Origin of the sequence: Streptomyces canarius, assembly GCF_014650735.1 — a bacterium.
Classification (GTDB): Bacteria; Actinomycetota; Actinomycetes; order Streptomycetales; family Streptomycetaceae; genus Streptomyces; species Streptomyces olivaceoviridis.
The window spans coordinates 96,759-118,043 of sequence record NZ_BMVN01000019.1 but is presented as its reverse complement, the minus strand read 5'-3'; the positions used below and the strand labels follow the sequence as shown (position 1 = coordinate 118,043).

The 21,285-nt window shown below is 73.2% G+C and carries 25 protein-coding genes and 1 riboswitch; of the genes, 18 read left to right on the top strand and 7 right to left on the bottom strand.

The window, feature by feature from the left end:
- Window positions 1-4: 4 nt before the first annotated feature.
- From IE294_RS25700 to IE294_RS25690, 3 genes are all read left to right on the top strand, one after another.
- Window positions 5-310, top strand: a complete 306-nt coding sequence (locus IE294_RS25700; protein ID WP_189889922.1) for a hypothetical protein — start codon at window positions 5-7, stop codon at window positions 308-310.
- 372 nt (window positions 311-682) lie between these two features.
- A riboswitch (cyclic di-AMP (ydaO/yuaA leader) is annotated at window positions 683-881 on the top strand.
- Window positions 882-884: 3 nt separating this feature from the next.
- Window positions 885-1,358, top strand: coding sequence for a C40 family peptidase (locus IE294_RS25695; RefSeq protein WP_189889920.1), 474 nt, complete (start codon window positions 885-887; stop codon window positions 1,356-1,358).
- 226 nt (window positions 1,359-1,584) lie between these two features.
- Window positions 1,585-1,758, top strand: coding sequence for a hypothetical protein (locus IE294_RS25690; protein WP_189889918.1), 174 nt, complete (start codon window positions 1,585-1,587; stop codon window positions 1,756-1,758).
- A 391-nt stretch (window positions 1,759-2,149) separates the two neighbouring features.
- Here the strand turns inward: IE294_RS25690 and IE294_RS25685 are convergent, their stop codons facing one another.
- On the bottom strand, window positions 2,150-2,605 hold the full coding sequence (locus tag IE294_RS25685; RefSeq protein ID WP_189889916.1) for an ATP-binding protein: 456 nt from the start codon (window positions 2,603-2,605) through the stop codon (window positions 2,150-2,152).
- A gap of 212 nt (window positions 2,606-2,817) precedes the next feature.
- Here IE294_RS25685 and IE294_RS25680 point away from each other — a divergent pair, with 212 nt between their 5' ends.
- Both IE294_RS25680 and IE294_RS25675 read left to right on the top strand, forming a co-directional pair.
- On the top strand, window positions 2,818-3,678 hold the full coding sequence (locus IE294_RS25680; protein ID WP_189889914.1) for a helix-turn-helix domain-containing protein: 861 nt from the start codon (window positions 2,818-2,820) through the stop codon (window positions 3,676-3,678).
- Window positions 3,679-3,687: 9 nt separating this feature from the next.
- Complete coding sequence (locus IE294_RS25675) at window positions 3,688-3,909, top strand: DUF397 domain-containing protein (RefSeq protein ID WP_189817272.1); 222 nt, start codon at window positions 3,688-3,690, stop codon at window positions 3,907-3,909.
- A 77-nt stretch (window positions 3,910-3,986) separates the two neighbouring features.
- On the opposite strand, the gene IE294_RS25670 is transcribed toward IE294_RS25675, so the two are convergent.
- Complete coding sequence (locus IE294_RS25670; protein WP_189889912.1) at window positions 3,987-5,114, bottom strand: 8-amino-7-oxononanoate synthase; 1,128 nt, start codon at window positions 5,112-5,114, stop codon at window positions 3,987-3,989.
- Between the two features lie 147 nt (window positions 5,115-5,261).
- Here IE294_RS25670 and bioB point away from each other — a divergent pair, with 147 nt between their 5' ends.
- The 4 genes from bioB (at window position 5,262) to IE294_RS25650 (ending at window position 9,222) form a co-directional block, all read left to right on the top strand.
- Window positions 5,262-6,413, top strand: a complete 1,152-nt coding sequence (gene bioB / locus IE294_RS25665; RefSeq protein ID WP_189889910.1) for a biotin synthase BioB — start codon at window positions 5,262-5,264, stop codon at window positions 6,411-6,413.
- On the top strand, window positions 6,406-7,686 hold the full coding sequence (locus IE294_RS25660) for an adenosylmethionine--8-amino-7-oxononanoate transaminase (protein WP_189889909.1): 1,281 nt from the start codon (window positions 6,406-6,408) through the stop codon (window positions 7,684-7,686). The genes bioB and IE294_RS25660 overlap by 8 nt, the downstream gene beginning before the upstream one ends.
- 1 nt (window position 7,687) lies before the next feature.
- Window positions 7,688-8,404 (top strand): dethiobiotin synthase, encoded by a 717-nt coding sequence (gene bioD / locus IE294_RS25655; protein WP_189889907.1) that lies wholly within the window; start codon window positions 7,688-7,690, stop codon window positions 8,402-8,404.
- A 125-nt stretch (window positions 8,405-8,529) separates the two neighbouring features.
- Window positions 8,530-9,222: a class I SAM-dependent methyltransferase gene (locus IE294_RS25650; RefSeq protein ID WP_189889905.1), complete on the top strand. Its 693-nt coding sequence runs from the start codon at window positions 8,530-8,532 to the stop codon at window positions 9,220-9,222.
- Here the strand turns inward: IE294_RS25650 and IE294_RS25645 are convergent, their stop codons facing one another.
- Both IE294_RS25645 and IE294_RS25640 read right to left on the bottom strand, forming a co-directional pair.
- Window positions 9,223-9,597 carry a fic family toxin-antitoxin system, toxin component gene (locus IE294_RS25645; RefSeq protein WP_189889903.1) on the bottom strand — a complete coding sequence of 125 codons (375 nt, stop codon included), beginning with the start codon at window positions 9,595-9,597 and terminating at the stop codon, window positions 9,223-9,225.
- A 5-nt stretch (window positions 9,598-9,602) separates the two neighbouring features.
- Window positions 9,603-9,845: a toxin-antitoxin system HicB family antitoxin gene (locus IE294_RS25640; RefSeq protein ID WP_189817279.1), complete on the bottom strand. Its 243-nt coding sequence runs from the start codon at window positions 9,843-9,845 to the stop codon at window positions 9,603-9,605.
- Window positions 9,846-10,021: 176 nt separating this feature from the next.
- Here IE294_RS25640 and IE294_RS25635 point away from each other — a divergent pair, with 176 nt between their 5' ends.
- From IE294_RS25635 to mug, 7 genes are all read left to right on the top strand, one after another.
- A complete protein-coding gene (locus tag IE294_RS25635) occupies window positions 10,022-10,909 on the top strand; it encodes an LLM class F420-dependent oxidoreductase (protein ID WP_189889901.1) in 888 nt (295 codons plus the stop codon).
- Between the two features lie 45 nt (window positions 10,910-10,954).
- Complete coding sequence (locus tag IE294_RS25630; RefSeq protein WP_189889899.1) at window positions 10,955-11,380, top strand: GNAT family N-acetyltransferase; 426 nt, start codon at window positions 10,955-10,957, stop codon at window positions 11,378-11,380.
- A gap of 152 nt (window positions 11,381-11,532) precedes the next feature.
- Window positions 11,533-12,981, top strand: a complete 1,449-nt coding sequence (locus IE294_RS25625) for a hemolysin family protein (protein ID WP_189889897.1) — start codon at window positions 11,533-11,535, stop codon at window positions 12,979-12,981.
- Window positions 12,978-13,997, top strand: coding sequence for a hemolysin family protein (locus IE294_RS25620; protein WP_189889895.1), 1,020 nt, complete (start codon window positions 12,978-12,980; stop codon window positions 13,995-13,997). Before IE294_RS25625 ends, IE294_RS25620 begins: the two co-directional genes overlap by 4 nt.
- A 135-nt stretch (window positions 13,998-14,132) precedes the next feature.
- On the top strand, window positions 14,133-14,921 hold the full coding sequence (locus IE294_RS25615) for an SGNH/GDSL hydrolase family protein (RefSeq protein ID WP_189889893.1): 789 nt from the start codon (window positions 14,133-14,135) through the stop codon (window positions 14,919-14,921).
- Window positions 14,922-15,139: 218 nt separating this feature from the next.
- Entirely contained in the window at window positions 15,140-16,582 is a 1,443-nt protein-coding gene (gene purB, locus IE294_RS25610; RefSeq protein ID WP_189889891.1) for an adenylosuccinate lyase, read from the top strand.
- 71 nt (window positions 16,583-16,653) lie between these two features.
- The gene (gene mug / locus IE294_RS25605) at window positions 16,654-17,184 is read left to right on the top strand and encodes a G/U mismatch-specific DNA glycosylase (RefSeq protein WP_268252810.1); all 531 of its coding nucleotides are present in this window, start codon (window positions 16,654-16,656) and stop codon (window positions 17,182-17,184) included.
- On the opposite strand, the gene IE294_RS25600 is transcribed toward mug, so the two are convergent.
- From IE294_RS25600 to IE294_RS25590, 3 genes are read right to left on the bottom strand one after another with little or no spacing between them, the layout of a single operon-like run.
- A complete protein-coding gene (locus IE294_RS25600; RefSeq protein WP_189889889.1) occupies window positions 17,145-17,588 on the bottom strand; it encodes a hypothetical protein in 444 nt (147 codons plus the stop codon). The genes mug and IE294_RS25600 overlap by 40 nt on opposite strands.
- Before the next feature lie 45 nt (window positions 17,589-17,633).
- Window positions 17,634-18,344 carry an ABC-2 transporter permease family protein gene (locus IE294_RS25595; protein ID WP_189889887.1) on the bottom strand — a complete coding sequence of 237 codons (711 nt, stop codon included), beginning with the start codon at window positions 18,342-18,344 and terminating at the stop codon, window positions 17,634-17,636.
- Between the two features lie 2 nt (window positions 18,345-18,346).
- Entirely contained in the window at window positions 18,347-19,267 is a 921-nt protein-coding gene (locus IE294_RS25590; protein ID WP_189889886.1) for an ATP-binding cassette domain-containing protein, read from the bottom strand.
- 107 nt (window positions 19,268-19,374) lie between these two features.
- Between IE294_RS25590 and IE294_RS25585 the strand changes: the two genes are divergently transcribed.
- The gene (locus IE294_RS25585) at window positions 19,375-20,529 is read left to right on the top strand and encodes a sensor histidine kinase (RefSeq protein ID WP_189889884.1); all 1,155 of its coding nucleotides are present in this window, start codon (window positions 19,375-19,377) and stop codon (window positions 20,527-20,529) included.
- Between the two features lie 14 nt (window positions 20,530-20,543).
- Complete coding sequence (locus tag IE294_RS25580; protein ID WP_189889882.1) at window positions 20,544-21,200, top strand: response regulator transcription factor; 657 nt, start codon at window positions 20,544-20,546, stop codon at window positions 21,198-21,200.
- Window positions 21,201-21,285: the final 85 nt, after the last annotated feature.

Here is a 21,285-nt window from a genome sequence, read left to right as displayed (position 1 = left end):
GCCCGTGCTGCCGGACCTCCCACCACTGCCCGCGCTGACCCGCGCCGAGGGTGAGTTGATCGACCGTTACCTGGAGGCCGTCGACCTGCTGGGCCGCATCAACCCTGCCCGGCCCGGGGACACCTACCGCGGGCTGCGCGCGGCCCAGGCCCTGGTGCGCAAGGCGGCAGAGCTGCGGGACGCGCTCGCGCTGATGCACCAGCGGGGCGAGACGGAGCTGCACGGGGACACGCTGGCACGGGCGTTGCGGGTGCTGGACGGTGAGCGCCGGGCCGCTCGCGTCGCGCTCCCGCCGAACGGCGTCGGCTGACGCGGACGCTCCGCCGGCTCGGCGGGCCCGCGCGTCGACACGCGTCGTTCGGACGGGACTTGAAACGGCCCGAACGACGTACCGCCGACCGGTGTACATCCAGATCGCTTTCCGGGCCTCCCGAGTTGCGCCAAGCGCCACGGCACGAGCCGCCGGGAGGCGCTTCGCCCCAGGTCGGGGGCTACGTCCGGGATCTGACGGACGCTCGAACAGAGCAGTGTCCATCCGAACGGGTGAGTGGTGAGTAACGCCACAAATCCCCGATTCCGTTGGGATTTTCCGACAGTTGTGAGCCAAGATCCGTGTCTGACGACAAGCCCCCGCCACCGCGGCGGGGCGATCCGGGCGGACGCCGAGTCCTGCCGCCGCCCGGATGACCGGTCGACGGAGTGGATCGGCAGGAGTGGAGGACCCAAGCAAGACGGGTCGCCGGAACAGATGTTCGTCCGTACGACACGGACGGTCGTCGGCTCCGGGCAACCCTTGGGGTGAAGCCGTGGCAACGCGGCCGGGCAACTTCGCCAGCCCGAATCCGACAGGTCATCCTTCACAGGCGGCTGACGAAGGGTTGCGCATGACTGCGCTCAATCGTGTCCCGTCGCTGATGGCCCGGGCCGGCACGGCCTCGGCTCTGACCCTCGCCGCCGTGGGCGGCTCGATCGCGGTGCCCGGCCTCGCCACCAACGCCTCCGCCGCGACCATGGCGACGAAAGCGCTCAAGGTCGCGGCCTCGAAGAAGGGCGCCCCCTACGCCTGGGGAGCCACCGGACCGCGCCGGTTCGACTGCTCGGGGCTGACGCTCTACTCCTACAAGAAGGTCGGCAAGAAGCTGCCGCGCACCGCCGCCCAGCAGTACAACAAGACGCACCACATCTCCTCCAGGAGCCGCAAGGCGGGCGACCTGGTCTTCTTCCACTCGGGTTCGTACGTCTACCACGTCGGCATCTACGCCGGTCACGGCAAGATCTGGCACGCCCCGAAGACCGGCGACGTGGTGAAGCTGGAGAAGATCTGGACGAGGAGCGTCTGGTACGGCCGGGTCAGCTGACCCGCCTCCGGGCCAGGAGCGGCTCCAGCAGCAGGGCCGCTCCCAGCGCCGCTCCGGCGCCCGCACGCGACCCTTCGCGGGCGGCCCGGGGCCGACACGGACGGGCGGTCCCGACCGCGCCTCCCTCCAGCGTCCGAGTGTGCCCTCGAAGCGTCCTCAGGACGCGAAGCCCGAGTTGGAGCGGGCCCCGGCACCAACTGGCGTGGCTGACCGGGCTCACCCGGGCGTGACGGCTCGGCACCTTCCCGGCCGCCGTCGGCAGCTGCTGCCCGCGCTGAGCGCGGTCCGCCGGGCGCATCCCGGCGTACGCGTCTCGGCCGTGGACTACGACCGGCCGGCCCGGGGCACCGCGGTGGCGGCCGGGCCGGGACCGGCCCAGGCGGAGGAACCGGTCTGGTGACCGCCCCGGGGCACGCGTTCGCCGACACCTCGTCCCGGCTTCCGCCTGGCGGAGCTCTCCGGACAGCCGCTGATCAGCGTGGCGCCGTACCCTCCGCCCCGGCGGGAGATCGGGGCCCCGCTCGCCGAGGCGGGGGCCACACCGGCGCCGCTGGTGCCGGCGGTGTCCGCCGGCTGCCCCACGCCCAGCCACCGTAGCGCGCCGCGTGCACCGCTCGGCGCGCACGGCGACGGCCGCCGGCGCCCGGGTGAACCGCGGGGTGCGCGTCGGCCGGTGCCGGGCCAGGGTGACCGTCGTACCGGACATGATGGCGCCGACCGCGGCCGGCCACGCCGGTCGTGGGGCGCCCCCTTCCGAGCCCGTCTGACAACGCCTCCGCCCTGCCCGGGGGCTACGGCTCCTGCTGGCCCGCCGGTACCGGGGCCGTCGGGAGCGTCCAGGGGAGTTCGATGGAGACCGTCTTGCCGCCCTCTCGCGTGGGGCGGATGCGGAGTCTGCCGCCGCACTCGGCGGCGAGCCAGCGGATGATGACCATGCCGCGGCCGTTGTCCTGCTGGACGGCGGCGGGCAGTCTCTTCGGGAAGCGGGGATGGCTGTCCGTGACGCCGATGCGCAGGTGTTCGTCATGGTGCAGCGCGATGTCGACCGTGAAGGTGGGTGACTGGCCGAAGGTGTGCTGTACGGCGTTCGTGGCGAGTTCGGAGACGATGAGCCGCACGGTGTCGGCGACGTCGGTGTCGGACGGCAGGCCCCACTCCGCCAGGGTGCCCACGACGTAGGAGCGGGCGGCCGAGACCGAGGCCGGATCGCTCGGCAGAGTGACGGATGCTTCCAGGTGGTCTGCCATGGCGACGTCGTCCCTTTCCCACGGGGCCGTGGTCCGACATGTGGCGGAGGGTTCGAGTACGGTCCCGGACTGGTGCTTGTTCGCCAGACTGCCACCAACGGGCGGTCACGGGGAGCGATCCACCGGGATATGCATATATCTGTCGCTCGAAGCGGTGAACTCTGCGACGCGAAACCGCATATGGGCGGCCCGGAAGGAGTAAGGAGGAGCCCATGCAGAACGGTCCGGCAGTGCGCCGCCGCAAACTGGGCGCCGAACTGCGCATGCTGCGTACCGGTGCGGAGCTCACGAGCGGTGAGGCCGCCCGGCTGGTCGGCTGGCACCAGTCGAAGGTGAGCCGCATCGAGACCGGCGCCAGCGGTGTGAAACCGGCCGACCTGCGGTTACTGCTCGACGCCTATCAGGTGCGGGACGCGCATCTGCGCGAGTTGCTGCTGATGCTGGCGGGGTCGGAGGACACGGGCGGCCGGCACGGCTGGTGGCACGCCTACCGCGGGGTGCTGCCGCCCACCTACCGCGACTTCATCAGTCTGGAGTCGCAGGCGAGCGCGATGCGCACCCTGGAGACGACCGTGGTGCCGGGGCTGCTCCAGACACCGGAGTACGCCCGCGCGGTGACCCGGGCCGCCGTGAAGGACCTGGACGAGGACCGCCTGGACACCCTGGTGGAGGTGCGTCTGGCGCGGCAGGACGTGCTGCGTTCCGATCCGCCGCTGGTGCTGAGCGCCGTACTGGACGAGGCGGTGCTGCGCCGGGAGGTCGGCGGTCCGGAGGTGATGGCCCGGCAACTCGAACGGCTGATGGAGGCGGCCCGGCTGCCCCAGGTACGGCTCCAGGTGCTGCCGTTCGCGGCGGGGGCGCATGTCGGACTCACCGGGCCTTTCGTTATCTTCTCCTTTCCGAGCACTTCTGATCTGGACGTGGTTGTTCTCGACCAGTTGACGAGTAGCCTCTATCTGGAGCGGAAAGAAGACCTCATGGCCTACTCCGAGGCCTTCAACACCCTTCAGTTCCACGCCCTTTCCCCCGAGGAATCGTTGGACTACATCGCCGGGATAGGTGACGGCGCGTAAGGAGGCACCATGTCAGCTCTGCCTCGGAACGTCCCTGCCAGTACCGACCTGCACGCCGTGCGCTGGCTGCGCAGCAGCTACAGCACGGGCGCGAACAACTGCGTGGAGACGGCCCGGCCGCGCTCCGGCCCCGCGGCCGGACTGCTCGCCGTGCGCGACTCGAAGAACCCCGCCGGACCCGCGCTGCTCTTCTCCGCCGGCAGCTGGGCGGAGTTCGTCACCACACTCTGATCAGAGGTCGCCTTCCCCTGACCAGACCCCCTCACCCGTTCATCACCCTCGTGCGACACACGGCCGTGTACGCCGACTCATGGTCGCGTTTCGCCGATGACTCGTACAGCGCGTTCGATCTCCGCCCCGGAGAGGTCCGCCCGGGCGGTCAGCCTCAGCCGTGAGATGCCGTCGGGCACGGAGGGAGGACGGAAACAGCCCACGGCCAGGCCTGCCGTACGGCAGTCGGCCGCCCAGCGCACCGCCCGCTCCGGGGACGGAGCCCGCACGGAGACCACCGCGGCGTCCGGACGCACCGCTTCCAGACCCGCGGCGGTCAGCCGTGCGTACAGTTCCGCGGCCACCTCACGGGCCCGTGCCGCCCGTTCGGGTTCACGCTCCAGCAGCCGCAGCGCGGCCAGCGCGGCACCGGCCGCCGCCGGCGCCAGGCCGGTGTCGAAGATGAACGTCCGGGCCGCGTTGACCAGGTGGTCGATCACCCGGGCCGGGCCGAGCACCACCCCGCCCTGGCTGCCCAGCGACTTGGACAGGGTGGCCGTGACGACCACGTCCTCGGCGCCCGCGAGCCCGGCCGCGTACGGCGCGCCCCGGCCGCCGTCGCCCAGCACCCCGAGCCCGTGCGCGTCGTCCACGACCAGTCCCGCGCCGTGCTCCCGGCACGCCTCGGCCAGCGCGGTCAGCGGTGCCCGGTCCCCGTCGACGGAGAACACCGTGTCGGAGACGGCGATCGCGGCTCCCGCGTGCGCGGCCAGGGCCTTGCGCACGGCCTCCGGATCGGCGTGCCCGACGACCTGTGTCCCGCCCCGGGCGAGCCGGCAGCCGTCGATGAGGGAGGCGTGGTTGCCCGCGTCGGACACGATCAGCGAGCCGTGCGGGCCGAGCGCGGTGACCGCGGCGAGGTTGGCGGCGTACCCGGAGGAGAACACCAGGGCCGCCTCGAACCCGCAGAACGCGGCCAGCGCCCGCTCCAGTTCGGTGTGCAGGACGGTGGTGCCGGTGACCAGCCGGGAGCCGGTGGAGCCGCCGCCCCAGGTCCGGGCGGCCTCGGCCGCTCCCTCGACGACCTCCGGATGGCGGGTCAGACCCAGGTAGTCGTTGCTCGCCAGATCCAGCAGCGGCGTGTCGGCGGGACGGGGACGCAGGGTGCGGACGAGTCCGGCGCGGCGGCGCGCCCCGGCCTGTTCGTCGATCCAGCCGAACGCCATGGGTCCTCCGGTGCTTTTGTAGGTAGCGGACAGACCCTAGCGGTACGACCAGCCGCCCAGGGTGTGGCAATACCCACACGGTGAACCTGCTCCGTTGTGTGAAGTCTCCTTGGCCCGGGGCGGTCCCGTAGGACAGGATCAGGCCCCATGGACCTGCTGAACACGCTGGTGGACAAGGGGCTTCGGCGCGAGCTGCCGACCCGTGAGGAAGCGCTCGCCGTGCTGGGCACCTCCGATGACGACCTGCTCGACGTGGTGGCCGCGGCCGGCAAGGTGCGCCGGCAGTGGTTCGGGCGCCGGGTGAAACTCAACTATCTGGTGAACCTCAAGTCGGGCCTGTGCCCGGAGGACTGCTCGTACTGCTCCCAGCGGCTCGGTTCCAAGGCCGACATCCTGAAGTACACCTGGCTCAAGCCGGACGAGGCCTCGCAGGCCGCCGCGGCGGGCCTCGCGGGCGGCGCCAAGCGGGTCTGCCTGGTGGCCAGCGGGCGCGGCCCGACGGACCGGGACGTGGACCGGGTCTCGGAGACCATCAAGGCCATCAAGGAGCAGAACGAGGGCGTCGAGGTGTGCGCCTGCCTCGGCATGCTCTCCGACGGCCAGGCCGAACGCCTGCGCGAGGCCGGCGCGGACGCGTACAACCACAACCTCAACACCTCGGAGTCCACGTACGGGGACATCACCACCACCCACACGTACGCCGATCGGGTGGACACGGTGCAGAAGGCGCACGCGGCCGGTCTGTCCCCCTGCTCGGGCCTGATCGCGGGCATGGGCGAGAGCGACGAGGACCTGGTCGACGTGGTGTTCTCGCTGCGTGAGCTGGACCCGGACTCGGTCCCGGTGAACTTCCTGATCCCGTTCGAGGGCACCCCGCTGGCCAAGGAGTGGAACCTCACCCCGCAGCGCTGCCTGCGGATCCTCGCGATGGTCCGGTTCGTCTGCCCGGACGTGGAGGTCCGGATCGCGGGCGGCCGTGAGGTCCATCTGCGCACGATGCAGCCGCTGGCGCTGCACCTGGCCAACTCCATCTTCCTCGGCGACTACCTGACCAGCGAGGGCCAGGCCGGCAAGGCCGACCTGGAGATGATCGCGGACGCCGGGTTCGAGGTGGAGGGCACCGACCAGGTGACGCTGCCGGAGCACCGGTCGGAGGCCGGGGGCTGCGGGGACACCGGGGGCTGCCACGAGGGCGGCGGTGTCTGCGGGTCGGCGCCGGCGGTGGCGGGCGAGCCGCGGACCGACCTGGTCGCGGTCCGCCGCCGGGGCGCCGGGACGGACCTCGCGCCCAATGCCTGAGCTCGGCGTGCCGCAGCTGCTGGAACTGGACCGGCGGCATGTGTGGCATCCGTACGGCCCGATGCCCGGGCGCGCGGAACCGCTCGTCGTGGAGACGGCGAGCGGGGTCCGGCTGCGGCTGGCGGACGGGGCCGGCGAACTGGTCGACGGCATGTCGTCGTGGTGGTCGGCCATCCACGGCTACCGCCACCCGGTCCTCGACGAGGCCGTGCGCGAGCAGCTCGGGCGGATGAGCCATGTCATGTTCGGCGGGCTCACGCACGAGCCCGCCGTCCGGCTCGCGAAGCTCCTTGTCGACATGTCGCCTGACGGTCTGGAGCACGTCTTCCTGGCCGACTCGGGGTCGGTGTCGGTCGAGGTCGCGGTGAAGATGTGCCTCCAGTACTGGCGCTCGCTCGGCCGTCCGGGCAAGCAGCGGCTCCTGACCTGGCGCGGCGGCTACCACGGCGACACCTGGAACCCGATGTCCGTGTGCGATCCCGAGGGCGGGATGCACCAGTTGTGGACCGGTGTGCTGCCCCGACAGGTGTTCGCGGACGCGCCGCCCGCCGGGTACGAGGAGGCGTACGCGGACCAGCTGCGGGAGCTGATCGCGCGGCACGCCGACGAGCTGGCCGCGGTGATCGTGGAGCCGGTGGTCCAGGGGGCGGGCGGGATGCGGTTCCACTCCCCCGCCTATCTGCGGGTGCTGCGCGAGGCGTGCGACGCGCACGACGTGCTGCTGGTGTTCGACGAGATCGCCACCGGCTTCGGCCGCACCGGCGCGCTGTTCGCGGCGGACCACGCGTCCGTCAGCCCGGACGTGATGTGCGTGGGCAAGGCGCTGACCGGCGGCTATCTGACGATGGCGGCCACCCTGTGCACCTCACGGGTCGCCGACGGCATCTCGCGGGGCGATGTGCCGGTGCTCGCGCACGGGCCGACGTTCATGGGCAACCCGCTGGCCGCGGCCGTGGCCTGCGCCTCCATCGAGCTGCTGCGGGGACAGGACTGGCTCGCGGAGGTCGAGCGGATCGAGACGGGCCTGCGGGAGGGCCTGGCGCCCGCGCTCGATCTGCCCGGGGTGCGGGACGTCCGCGTCCTCGGCGCGATCGGGGTCGTCCAGCTCGACCACGCGGTGGACATGAGGGCCGCGACCGACGCCGCCGTACGGGCGGGCGTGTGGCTGCGCCCGTTCCGCGACCTGGTCTATACGATGCCGCCGTACGTCACCTCGGACGAGGACGTGGCACGGATCGCGCGTGCGGTGTGCGCCGCCGCGCGGGAGGGATGACATGCCGGTACTGGTGATCACGGGGACGGGCACGGAGATCGGCAAGACCGTCACCACCGCCGCCGTCGCCGCCGCGGCGCTCGCGGCCGGACGCTCGGTGGCCGTGCTGAAGGCCGCCCAGACGGGCGTGGGGCCGGACGAGCGTGGGGACGCCGACGAGGTCGCGCGCCTCGCCGGCCCGGTCACGACCGATGAACTCGCCCGGTTTCCCGAGCCGTTGGCGCCGGGTACGGCTGCCCGGCGGGCCGGGACGGCGCCGGTGCGTCCGCACGAGGTGGCCGAGCGGGCCGCCAAGCTGGCCACCGAGCACGATCTGGTGCTGGTCGAGGGTGCGGGCGGGCTGCTCGTCCGGTTCGACGCGGCCGGCGGCACGCTGGCCGACGCGGCCAGGCTGCTGGGGGCGCCGGTGCTGGTCGTCGCGCAGGCCGGGCTCGGCACGCTCAACGTGACGGAGCTCACGACGCGTGAACTACGGCGGCGGGGCCTGGAGCCGGCCGGTGTGGTGATCGGCAGCTGGCCCGCCACGCCCGATCTCGCCACCCGCTGCAACGTCGCCGACCTCCCGGAGGTCGCCGCCGCTCCCCTGCTCGGAGCGCTGCCCGCCGGCGCCGGCGCCCTGCCCCCCACCGAGTTCCGCACAGCGGCCCCGACCTGGCTGTCCCCCCGTCTGGACGGCACATGGGACGCGGAGGCGTTCCGGGTACGCGAGGCACCGTAGCGGTACCGGCTCGCCGGCGGCGCCCAGGTGGCCCGGCCGGGCGTGCCGCAGGCTGCTCCGTGGGGGTGCGCCGGGGTGGGCCGGGGGACACTCTTCCCAGGGGCGTGCTGTCCAGGGAGGTTGCCATGCGGCTGCGGTCCACCCGTTCCGGCCAGGTGGCGCGGGGTCCCGTCCACCATCCGCTGTTCGCCCGTTACTACGCCCGGATCAGCGTCGGCGCCGAGTCCCGGCTCGGCATGGCCGCGATGCGGGAACGGCTGCTCGCCGGGCTGGCCGGGCGGGTGATCGAGATCGGCGCGGGCAACGGGCTGAACTTCCGGCACTACCCCGGCACCGTCGCGGAGGTCGTCGCGATCGAACCGGAACCCCTGCTCGGGCAGATGGCGCTGGAGTCCGCGCTGCGCGCCGAGGTGGCGGTCGACGTGGTGCCGGGAGCGGCGGAGGCCCTGCCGGTCAAGAGCGAGGCGTTCGACGCGGCCGTGCTGTCGCTGGTCCTGTGCAGCGTGCGGGATGTCGCGCGGACGCTCGGAGAGGTACGACGGGTGCTCCGGCCCGGCGGCGAGGTGCGGTTCTTCGAGCACGGGCGGGGCGGCGGCCGGCTGATGACGGTGACCCAGCAGGCCCTGGACCGCACTCTGTGGCCGGCGCTGAACGGCGGCTGTCATCTCTCCCGGGAGCCGGTCGCCGCGCTGCGCGCCGCGGGATTCCGCCTCGGCCCGCACCGACGGGTGCTGCTGCCGGAGAAGGGCCCCGCGCTGCCGACCTCCTACTGCGCGCTCGGCGTCGCCTGGCGGCCGGACGAGCCGGAGGCCCGCTGATCACAGGCTCCAGCCGCGCAGCTCCCGCGCGATGTCGTCGACGCTCGCGGAGCCGTCCTTGACCAGCCGTGCCAGGTCCCGGACCTGCTCGGGTGTGGTGGCGATCTTCTCGCCGCTGGCGACCAGATAGCCGTAGGCGACCGCCGAGGCGAACAGTGCGTTGGCCCGTTCCAGCGCCGGGACGTGGATCAGCAGCTGGAGCAGGGAGGCGGCGCGGGCGTGCGGGGTGTCGTACACGGGCACGCCGAATATCTCGGCCCGGTGCCGGGCGACGGCGGCGACCAGGGCGCCCCAGTCGGTGACCTGCGGATCCCCCGGGGTCTTCTGTTCGGCGAGCATGAGCAGCCAGGCGAGGTCGATGCTGAGATCGTTCAAAGGGATCAGCGGCGGCCTTCACCGGCGTCGGTGCCGCGGGTCTCGGTGAACTCCTCGGCGAAAACGGACTCGTACTGCTTCATGAAGTCGGCGGCTGCCTCGACGAAGGTGCGGCCCGCCTCGCCGGTGTCCTGTCTGACCAGCTCCTCGATGTAGCGGTTGACGCTCATGCCGCGGGCCAGGGCGCGCTCGCGGGCGGCACGGGCGGTGCCCTCGTCCACGCGTACGTTCAGCTGGGTCTTCGCCATGCCTCGACGCTAGCGCCGGAACGCTAGCGGCGGCAAGGGCGCACGGAAGCACGGCGTCGGGCCCGTGCCGCCTGCGCGCGACCGGTCCCGGGCACGGGGTGTTTGTTCCCGGTCGGTGCGGGCCGGCGTCGGACATGATGGAAGCGACTCAAGTCAGCGCTGCCCGAGGAGGGTTCATGCCGCTTCCGTTCCGCTTCGGAGTCAACCTGCTCGCCTCCGCGCCCGCCGACGAGTGGCGCGCCAAGTGCCGCCGCGCCGAGGAGCTGGGGTACGACGTGATCCTCGTCCCGGACCACCTCGGCATGGTCGCGCCGTTCCCGGCGCTGGTCGCGGCGGCACAGGCGACCGAACGGCCACGGCTCGGCACGTTCGTGCTCAACGCGGGCTTCTGGAACCCGGCGCTGCTGGCCCGCGAGGTGGCGACCACCGACGCGCTGACCGGCGGCCGGCTCGAACTCGGCCTCGGCACCGGATACGTACAGGCGGAGCACGAGGCGGCCGGGCTGCCGTACGGCTCCCCGCGCGAGCGGGTGGACCACCTGGAGCGCACGGTGGCGGAGCTGGGGCGGCTGCTCGGTTCCGCGGAACACCAGCCGCGGCCCGTGCAGTCCCGGGTGCCGGTGCTGATCGGTGCCAACGGCGACCGGATGCTGCGCCTGACCGCCGCCCACGCGGACATCGCGGCCTTCACCGGGGCCCGGCCGGGCAGGACGCCCGGCACGCTGGATCCGCTGGGTGCCGAGGAACTGGACGAGCGGGTGGCCCGCTACCGCGCGCTGGCGGCGGACCGGGCGACGCCCGCCCAGCTGAACCTGCTGGTCCAGGCCGTGGCCGTCACCGACGACCCCGAACCGGTGCTGGGGCCGCTGCTGGAGCGGCGGCCCGACCTGACCGTGGACCAGGTGCTGGCACTGCCCCTCGTGCTGGTCGGCCCCCTGGAGGAGGTCGTGGCGAAGGCGCGGGCCCAGCGGGAGCGGTTCGGGTTCTCGTACCTGACCGTGCTGGAGCCCTTCATGGAGGCGTTCGCGCCGGTGATGCATCGGCTGCGCGCGGAGTCCGCATGACGGAATCCGGGGCGGTGCGCGAACGGTCCCGATCATGATGAGCGCATGACTGATCTGCGTCTGCGTACCGCCGGGTCCGACGATCTCGACGCCGTCCTCGCGTTCTGGAGGACGGCCGCCGAGGGCACCAGCATCAGCGACGACCGCGCCGGGGTGGAGCGGCTGACCGACCGCGACCCGGAGGCCCTGATCCTCGCCGAACAGGACGGCGAGCTGGTCGGCACGGTGATCGCCGGCTTCGACGGCTGGCGGTGCCATCTGTACCGGCTCGCGGTGCACCCGGAGCGGCGGCGGCAGGGCATCGCCTCGGCGCTGCTGGCCGCCGCCGAGGAGCGGTTCGTACGGCTCGGGGGGCGGCGCGCGGACGCGATGGTGCTGGTGGGCAACGCGACCGCGCACCACGCCTGGGGTGCGGCCGGGTACGGGCCGCAGGAGCACTGGCGGCGCTGGGTGAAACCGCTCGCGGACTGAGACCGAAAAGCTTCTTTGCTCATCCTTTACGCTTGAGGGAGCACTCGGCCCTCTATGAAAGGTTGTGAGCGTCCGCCCATGGGCGAGCCTCCCAGTCCGCGATACCGCGCGTTCTCCCGAACCCTGTCCGATCCTGGGACGGGGGTGACCCGATGACCGAAGTGCTCCTCCTTCTGGTGGCGATCCTGCTGTCGCTGGCCTGTGGCGCCTTCGTGGCGGCGGAGTTCTCGCTGACCACGGTGGAACGCGGCGAGCTGGAGCGGGCCGCCGCGCGTGGCGAGCGGGGTGCCGCCGGCGCCCTGAAGGCCGTACGGAACCTGACCTTCCAGCTGTCCGGCGCGCAGCTCGGCATCACCGTCACCAACCTGGTGGTCGGCATGCTCGCCGAGCCGTCGATCGCCAAGCTGCTCGCCGGGCCGTTCCAGGCATTGGGTCTGTCACGGACCACGGCGAGCTCGGCCGCGCTGGTCCTGGGCACGGCCCTGTCGACGGTGGTCCTGATGGTCGTCGGCGAGCTGGTGCCCAAGAACTGGGCGATCTCCTCGCCCCTGACCATGGCCAGGCGGGTCGGCAACGCCCAGCGCCTGTTCAGCGCCGCCTTCCGTCCCTTCATCACCCACCTGAACAACACCGCCAACCGCTTCGTGCGCCGGCTCGGCATCGAGCCCGCCGAGGAGCTGGCCTCCGCGCGCGGGCCGCAGGAGCTGGCCGCGCTCGCCCGGCACTCCGCCAAGGAGGGCGCCCTGGAGGCGGACACCGCCGAGCTGTTCGTCCGGACGCTGAACCTGGCCGACCTCACCGCCGAGAACGTGATGACCCCGCGCGTCCAGGTCGTCGCCCTGGACACCCAGGCGACCTGCGAGGACGTGGCCAACGCCACCCGGGCGACCGGCCTGAGCCGGTTCCCGGTCTACCGGGGCAGCCTCGACTCGGTCGTCGGCACCGCCCACATCAAGGACGTGCTGGCCGTCCCCGCCGACCAGCGGCGCCACCGCACCGTCGCCCAGGTGATGCGCGAGCCGCTGCTGGTGCCCGAGTCCCTGACCGTCGACCGGCTGCTGGACCGGCTCGGCGGCAAGCGCACCATGGCCGTCGTCATCGACGAGTACGGCGGTACGGCCGGGGTCGCCACCCTGGAGGACATCGTGGAGGAGGTCGTCGGCGAGGTGCGGGACGAGCACGACCCGCACGAGACGCCCGACCTCGCCCCCGCCGGCGCGGACGAGCGGGGCCGGGCCCTGTACGCGGCGGACGGCGCCGCCCGCACCGACCAGCTCGCGCGCGTGGGACTGCGCGTGCCCGAGGGCCCGTACGAGACCCTGGCCGGACTGGTCGCCACCGAGCTGGGCCGGATACCCGCCGCCGGGGACAGCGTCGAGGTGGCCGGCTGGCTGCTGGACGTCGTCGACGCCTCGGGCCGCCGGGCCGCCCGCGTGCTGATGCACGCGCCGCTGGACGACGAACGCCCCGTCGGACCCGACCGGACCGATCGCACCGAGGAGCGCCGGACCGAGGGGCGCCGCGGGACCGGAGGGAACCGCGGGAACGAAGGACGCCGTGGGACCGAGGGACACCGCGGGACGCGGGAGGGGACGCGATGACCGCCGTACAGCTGCTGATCGGTCTGGCGACCCTCGTCGTCAACGCCTTCTTCGTCGGCGCCGAGTTCGCGCTGATCTCCGTGCGCCGCTCGCAGATCGAGCCGCTGGCCCAGGAGGGCGACCGGCGCGCGCGGAGCGTGCTGTGGGGTCTGGAGCACGTGTCCGCGCTGCTGGCCGCAGCCCAGCTCGGCATCACGCTGTGCACGCTGGTCCTGGGCGTGGTCGCCGAGCCGGCCATCGCGCATCTGCTGGAACCGGTGTTCCACGCGGTGGGCGTGCCCGCGAGCGCGGGTCACGCCGTGTCCTTCGTGATCGCGCTGACCCTCGCGACCTATCTGCACATGCTGCTGGGCGAGATGGTGCCCAAGAACATCGCGCTCGCCGAACCGGTGCGCAGCGCGCTGCTGCTCGGCCCTCCGCTGGTCGCGCTGTCCCGGGCGCTGCGTCCGGTGATCTTCGCGATCAACGCCTTCGCGAACGGGCTGCTGAAACTGCTGCGCGTGGAGGCGAAGGACGAGGTCGCGGCGACCTTCACGGACGCCGAGCTGGCCGAGATCGTCAAGGACGCCAGCGAGGCCGGCCTGATCGACGACCGGGCGCAGGAGCGGTTGCACGACGCGCTGGAGCTGGGCAGCCGGCCGGTGCGGGACGTGGTCGTACCGCTGCAACGCGTCGTCTACGCGCGCGTGGGCGTCACGCCGGAGCAGGTGGAGCGGCTGTCGGCCGAGTCCGGGTTCTCCCGCTTCCCGGTGGTCGACACCGGCCGCCGGATCGTGGGCTACCTGCACGTCAAGGACGCGCTGGACGCCTCGCCGCGGGACCTGCCGTTCCGCCTGGGCGACATGCGGCCCATCGCCCGCGTCCGCGAGAGCACCCCCCTGGACGACGTCCTCACCGCGATGCGCGGCAGCCGCACCCACCTGGCAGCCGTCCTGGGCGAGGACGGCCGGCTGGCGGGCCTGGTGACGATGGAGGACGTGCTCCGGGAACTGTTCGGCCAGCCGGTGCAGGGGTGAGGGGGCACTGACACGGGACGGCCGCGGTGGCCGGGGGCACGCCGGTGCCGCGGCTGCCTGGGGCCGCTGGGCCGTACGGGCGGAGCGGGCCGACCGACCGGCAGGTATTGGCCTCGGGATACCATCTCTGTCGCCATGCAGACGAACCCCACACCTCCGCCGTACACCAGCCTCGTCGCGGTCGGCGACTCCTTCACCGAGGGCATGTCGGATCTGCTGCCCGACGGCTCCTACCGCGGCTGGGCCGACGTGCTCGCCGCGCGGTTGGCGGCCCGCACGCCCGGGTTCCGGTACGCCAACCTGGCCGTGCGCGGGAAGCTGATCGGGCAGATCGTCGACGAGCAGGTGCCGGTGGCCGCGGCCATGAACGCCGACATCGTCACCCTGGTCGGCGGGCTGAACGACACCCTGCGCCCCAAGTGCGACATGGGCCGGGTCCGGGGCCTGCTCACCGAGGCCGTGGAACGGCTCGCGCCGTCCTGCAAGCAACTGGTGCTGATGCGCAGCCCCGGCCGCCAGGGCCCGGTGCTGGAGCGGTTCCGGCCGCGCATGGAGGAGCTGTTCGCCTGCGTGGACGAGCTGGCCGAGAAGCACGGCGCCCTGGTGGTCGACCTGTACGGGGCGCCCGCGCTGGCCGACCCGCGGCTGTGGGACGTGGACCGGCTGCATCTGACGGCGGAGGGACACCGCCGGGTCGCCGAGGCGGTGTGGCAGACGCTCGGGTACGACGCCGAGGACACCGAGTGGCACGTGCCGATGGCGGCGACGGCCCCGCCGGGCTGGGCCACGCGCCGGGTCGCGGACGTCCGGTTCGCCCGGCAACACCTGCTGCCGTGGATAGGCCGGCGCCTGACCGGCCGCTCCTCCGGCGACGGCCTCCCGCCGAAGCGGGCGGAGCTGCTGCCGTACGAGGGCCAGGCGTAGCCTCCCCGGCGTGACCTCGCGTGTCATCGGTGTCCGGGGCCGGATCCACGCGTCCGGTCCCCGGCCGGAACACGCGCCCGCCGGAGCGGTCCATGCCGCCCCGCTTCCTCCCCGGGGAGGAAGCGGGGCGGCACCGACGAGGTGACCGGGGTCTCGTAGCTTCCGCCGAACCCACCCATGGCGCTGGCCTGCACGAACCGCCAGTAGACTCTGGACACGTGACTTCTGCGCCCGCCAAGCCCCGCATCCCGAACGTCCTCGCCGGACGCTACGCCTCCGCCGAGCTCGCCACACTCTGGTCCCCCGAGCAGAAGGTGAAGCTGGAGCGTCAGCTCTGGCTCGCCGTGCTGCGGGCCCAGAAGGACCTCGGCATCGAGGTGCCGGACGAGGCGATCGCCGACTACGAGCGCGTGCTCGACACCGTCGACCTGGCCTCGATCGCCGAGCGCGAGAAGGTCACCCGGCACGACGTGAAGGCGCGGATCGAGGAGTTCAACGACCTCGCCGGGCACGAGCACGTGCACAAGGGCATGACCTCCCGCGACCTCACGGAGAACGTCGAGCAGCTCCAGATCCGGCTCTCGCTGGAGCTGGTGCGCGACCGTACGGTGGCCGTGCTGGCGCGCCTCGGCAAGCTCGCGGGCGAGTACGCCGAGCTGGTCATGGCCGGCCGCTCGCACAACGTGGCCGCGCAGGCCACCACCCTCGGCAAGCGGTTCGCGACCGCCGCCGACGAGCTGCTCGTCGCCCACGGCCGGGTGGAGGAGCTGCTGGCCCGCTACCCGCTGCGCGGCATCAAGGGCCCGGTCGGCACCGCGCAGGACATGCTGGACCTGCTGGGCGGCGACGCGGCGAAGCTGGCCGAGCTGGAGAACCGGATCGCACGCCACCTGGGCTTCTCGCAGGCGTTCACCTCCGTCGGCCAGGTCTACCCGCGCTCGCTGGACTACGAGGTCGTCACCGCGCTGGTGCAGCTGGCGGCGGGGCCTTCCTCGCTGGCCAAGACGATCCGGCTGATGGCCGGGCACGAACTGGTCACCGAGGGCTTCAAGCCGGGCCAGGTCGGCTCCTCGGCGATGCCGCACAAGATGAACACCCGCTCCTGCGAGCGCGTCAACGGCCTCATGGTCGTCCTGCGCGGCTACGCCTCGATGACCGGCGAGCTGGCGGGCGACCAGTGGAACGAGGGCGACGTGTCCTGCTCGGTGGTGCGCCGCGTCGCGCTGCCGGACGCCTTCTTCGCCCTGGACGGCCTGCTGGAGACCTTCCTGACCGTCCTCGACGAGTTCGGTGCCTTCCCGGCCGTCATCGCCCGTGAGCTGGACCGCTACCTGCCGTTCCTGGCCACCACCAAGGTGCTCATGGGCGCCGTGCGGGCCGGGGTCGGCCGCGAGGTCGCGCACGAGGCGATCAAGGAGAACGCCGTGGCCACCGCGCTCGCGATGCGTGAGCAGGGCGCCGAGCGCAACGACCTGCTCGACAAGCTCGCCGCCGACGAGCGGCTGCCGCTCGACCGCGCGCAGCTGGCCGCGCTGATGGCCGACAAGCTCTCCTTCACCGGCGCCGCCGCCGCCCAGGTCGGTGTGGTCCTCGGCCGGATCGAGGAGATCGTCAAGCAGCACCCGGAGGCCGCCGGCTACACCCCCGGAGCGATCCTCTGACCGGCGCACCCCGCTCACCGCGCTTCACCAAGGCGGAGCTGGAGGCCGCCCGCGACCGTCTCGTCCCGGACGTGGTCGCGGATGGCCTCCGGGTGTTGTTCTGCGGCATCAACCCGGGGCTGATGACGGCCGCGACCGGTCACCACTTCGCCCGTCCCGGCAACCGGTTCTGGCCGGTTCTGCACCTGTCCGGCTTCACGCCCCGGCTGCTGAACCCGGCCGAGCAGCGGGAGTTGCTCTCGTACGGCCTCGGCATCACCAACGTGGTGGCGCGGGCGACCGCGCGGGCCGACGAGCTGACCGCCGAGGAGTACGTCGAGGGCGGGCGGCTGCTGACCGAGAAGGTGACGCGGCTGCGGCCGCGGTGGCTGGCCGTGGTCGGCGTGACCGCGTACCGGGCCGCCTTCGGTGACCGCACGGCCCAGGTCGGTCCGCAGGAGCGGACGATCGGGGACACCCGGGTGTGGGTACTGCCCAACCCCAGCGGGCTGAACGCGCACTGGACGGCGGCGACGATGGCGCAGGAGTTCGCCCGGCTGCGGGAGGCGGCGGGCGCGCCCGGTCACGGCGGGTCGGTCTCCGTCACTATCCCGAGCAGCTGAAACGGCAGTTCCTTGTCCCACTGGGACACCCCGAGGGCGATCCAGCGGCCCGTCTCCGGCACCCGCCACAGGTGGACGTCGGGGACGTGACCGCTGAGCCCGGCCCAGGGCTCCGCGATGTCCTCGCCCGCCATCGTCCGGTCGAACGTGCTGTACAGGCTGATGTGCTGCGGTGGGCCCCACCGCTCCCCGAGCCGCTCCGCGAGGCCGTCCCGGTCGGCCTCGTACTGCGCCTCCGTCTCCTCCCGTTCGCTGCCGTCGCCCTCCCAGAACTCCACGCTCGTCTGTAAAGCGGCTATGTGGTAGCCGGGCCCGCTCTCGCCGTGCTCCGTCCTGCCGTATGCCGACGGGAACTCCCGGGCGCACAGCAGGTCGATGAGGGTCAGGCACTTCGCGATGTCCATGGGATCCAGTAAAGCGGGGGGCACTGACAATTGGCGGTGCGTCAGTCAGGCATCCCTGCGCCGCACGCTCCACCCGCCCGCCACCAGGGCCGAGGCCGTCCACAGCGCGGTCACCGCGAGCCCGCTCCACGGGCCGAGGCTGCCGTCCCAGGTGCTGTGCAGGGCGACTTGGCCGGCCCGGTCGGGGAGGAAGTCGGCGGCACCGCCGGAGAGATCGCCGACGACGAAGGAGACGATCAGCAGGAACGGGATCAGCACGGAGAGGGTCGCGACGGCGCTGCGCAGCACGGCCGCGAGTCCGGCGGCGAACAGGGTCATCAGCGTCAGGTGCAGGCCGCAGCCGACGGCGCCGCGCACGCCCTCGGCCCAGCCGGGAGCGGACGCGCCGAGCGCCGCCCGGCCCACCAGGAGCGTGACGAACCCGGTGAGCAGCCCGACGGCCAGCGCCGGCAGCGCGATCGCCGTCGTCTTAGCGGCGAACCAGCGCCCCCGGTCGGGCACCGCCGACAGCGTCAGACGGAGCGCGCCGCCGCGGAACTCCGACGCGACGGCCGTCGTACCGAAGGCGATGGCGGCGATCTGCCCGAAGTTGATGCCGAAGAACACCGAGAACAGCGGGTCGGCGTCGCCGGTGTCGGCCGCGGCGAGCGCCGAGAACGCGGCGGTGGCGACGAGGACGGCGGCGAGCGCGCCCAGCAGGGAGCGCAGGGTACGGATCTTGATCCACTCGGCGTGGAGCGCGGGTACGAAGGACATGGTCAGGCCTCCTGGGGCTGTGCGGTGAACTCGGCCTCGGCCGCGGTCAGATCGAGGTAGGCCTCCTCCAAGGTGGCCTCGTGGGCGGAGAGTTCCAGGACGGGGACGCCCGCCTCGGACATCAGCCGGCCCAGGTCGTCCACGCGCGCGTGCCATACCGTCCAGGTCCCGTCCTCGTCCCTGGAGGCGTCGTGGCCGTGCCGGGCGAGCAGGTCGGCGAGGGCTGCGGGGTCGGTGGTGCGGACGCGGACGTGGGGCCGTACGCGCGCGTGGATGAACTCCCGCACCGGTGTGTCGGCGAGCAGGCGGCCCCGGCCCAGGATCAGCAGGTGGTCGGCGAAGGCGGCGGTCTCGCCCATGAGATGGCTGGAGACCAGGACCGTACGGCCCTCGGCGGCGAGCCTGCGCAGCAGTGTGCGGATCCAGACGATGCCCTCGGGGTCGAGTCCGTTGGCGGGTTCGTCGAGCAGGACGACCTCGGGGTCGCCGAGCAGGGCGGCGGCGATGCCGAGCCGCTGGCGCATGCCGAGGGAGTACGTCCGTACCCTGCGCCGTGCCACGGGGGCCAGCCCGGTCTCCTCCAGGACCGTGTCGACCCGGCGGGCCGGGATGCGGTTGCTCGCGGCGAGGGCCAACAGGTGGTCGCGGGCAGTGCGGGAGCCGTGCGCGGCGCCCGCGTCGAGCAGGGCGCCCACCCTGCGCAGGGGTTCGCTGAGCCGCGGGTAGGGGTGGCCGCCGATCGTGGCGGTGCCGGCGGTGGGCCGGTCGAGGCCGAGGACGAGGCGCAGGGTGGTGGACTTGCCGGCGCCGTTGGGTCCGAGGAAGCCGGTGACCCGGCCGGGGCGCACGCGGAAGGTGAGGTGGTCGACGGCGCGCCGGCCGCCGTGGTCCTTGGTGAGGTCTCGCACGTCGATGCTGGTCATGGCAACAGCCTCGCCGGGAAGAGCGGTTGGCTCCTCCCCCGCCGGTGGGGACCGTCTCCCCCGTGCGGGGGAGGTCCGTTGTCGGTGCCGCCTGCGACGATGAGGTCATGGCTCGCCTTCTGCGCCCGCTGCTGTGCGGGACGACGTACACGCGCCTGCTGCATCTGTGGGTGCCGATGCTGGTGGTCAGCGTCTGGCTCTTCGTCGTCCCGTCGGCCCCCTGGGTGCCCGCGCTGTTCCTCGTCCCGCTCGGTCTCGTGCCCGCGGTGCGCAGGGGCGAGGGGGTGCAGGCGAGGCTGCTGCTCACGCCCGGCGAGCCGGAGCCGGGCATCTCCGAGGCGCCGGCGGCGACCTGGCGGGACCGGCTGCGCACGGTGCTGTGGCTGGAGCTGCGGATGCTGCTCGGCGCCGTGACCGTGTTCGCCTCGGTGTGGCTGCCCGTCCTCTGCTTCGAACTGGCGCGGTGCGCGTGGGGCGAGGCGCCGGACGGGGTCCCGCTGCTGGACCGGCTGCCGGCGCACCGCGCCTGGGCGCTGCTGGCGCCGCTGCCGCTGCTCGCCCTGTACGGGCTGGTCGTCGGGCTCGGGGAGCTGGTCACCGCCGGTGCGCGCCGGCTGCTCGGGCCGTCGGCGGCCGAGCGGCTTGCCGCGTTGGAGGAGCGCACCGAGCAGTTGCTGGAACGCACCCGGATCGCGCGGGAGTTGCACGACTCGATCGGGCACGCCCTGACGGTGGCCGTGGTGCAGGCGGGCGCGGCGCGGGCGGCGGGCGATCCCGAGTTCACCGACCGGGCGCTGGGCGCCATCGAGGAGACCGGCCGGGCCGCGCTGGAGGATCTGGAACGGGTGCTGGGCGTGCTGCGGGAGGCCGAGCGGCCGGTGAGCGCGCGGCCCACGCTGGCCGACGCGGGCCGGCTGCTGGAGTCGGCGCGGGCCTCGGGGGCGAAGGTCGACGCCGAGGTGACGGGTCCGGTCGAGGCCCTGCCGGGCCCGGTGTCCCGCGAGGGCTACCGCATCCTCCAGGAGGCGCTCACCAATGTGCTGCGGCACGCGGGGGCCGTGCCCGTGCGGGTCTGGGTCACGGTCGGCGACGGGACGCTCGCCCTGGAGGTCCGCAATCCGCTGCCGGGAGCGATACCCGGCGCCGGGCGGGGCAACGGCCTGCGGGGCATACGGGAGCGGGCGGCGCTGCTCGGCGGCGCCGCCCGGACCGGCCCGGACGAGGGCGACTGGCAGGTCCGCGCGGAGCTGCCGGTCGGCTGATCTACGCTGGCCGGATGCCGGTCACCGTACTCCTCGTCGACGACGAACCCCTGGTCCGCGCGGGTCTGCGGGCCGTGCTGGAGGCGCAGCCCGACATCGAGGTGGTGGGCGAGGCGGCCGACGGCGCGGCCGTCATCCCGCTCGTGCGGCGACTGCGGCCGGACGTGGTCGCCATGGACGTGCGGATGCCCCTGATGGACGGCATCGAGGCCACGCGCGCGGTGCTGCGCACCGTGGCGGAACCGCCGAAGATCCTCGTGGTGACCACCTTCGAGGACGACGAGTACGTGTACGAGGCGCTGCGCGCGGGTGCCGACGGTTTCCTGCTGAAGCGGGCCCGCCCGGCCGAGATCGTGCACGCGGTGCGGCTGGTCGCGGAGGGCGAGTCGCTGCTGTTCCCGGCGTCCGTGCGACGCCTCGCCGTCCGGTACGGCGACGGCGCCCGGCCGGCGCCGACCACACCGGCGCACGCCCGGCTCACGGAGCGGGAGGCGGAGGTGCTGCGGCTGATGGCGCGGGGCCTGTCGAACGCGGAGATCGCCGCCCGGCTCGTGGTGGGCGCGGAGACGGTGAAGTCGCATGTGAGCGCCGTGCTGGCCAAGCTCGGCGCGCGCGACCGCACCCAGGCGGTGATCGCGGCCTACGAGTCCGGGTTCATGGAACCTGGGTGACGAAGAGCCCGGCCACGAGCGGGGTCCGACACTCGCCGGGGGCGGACCGGGCCGAGTACGATCCGGCCAACACGCCCGCGAGCTG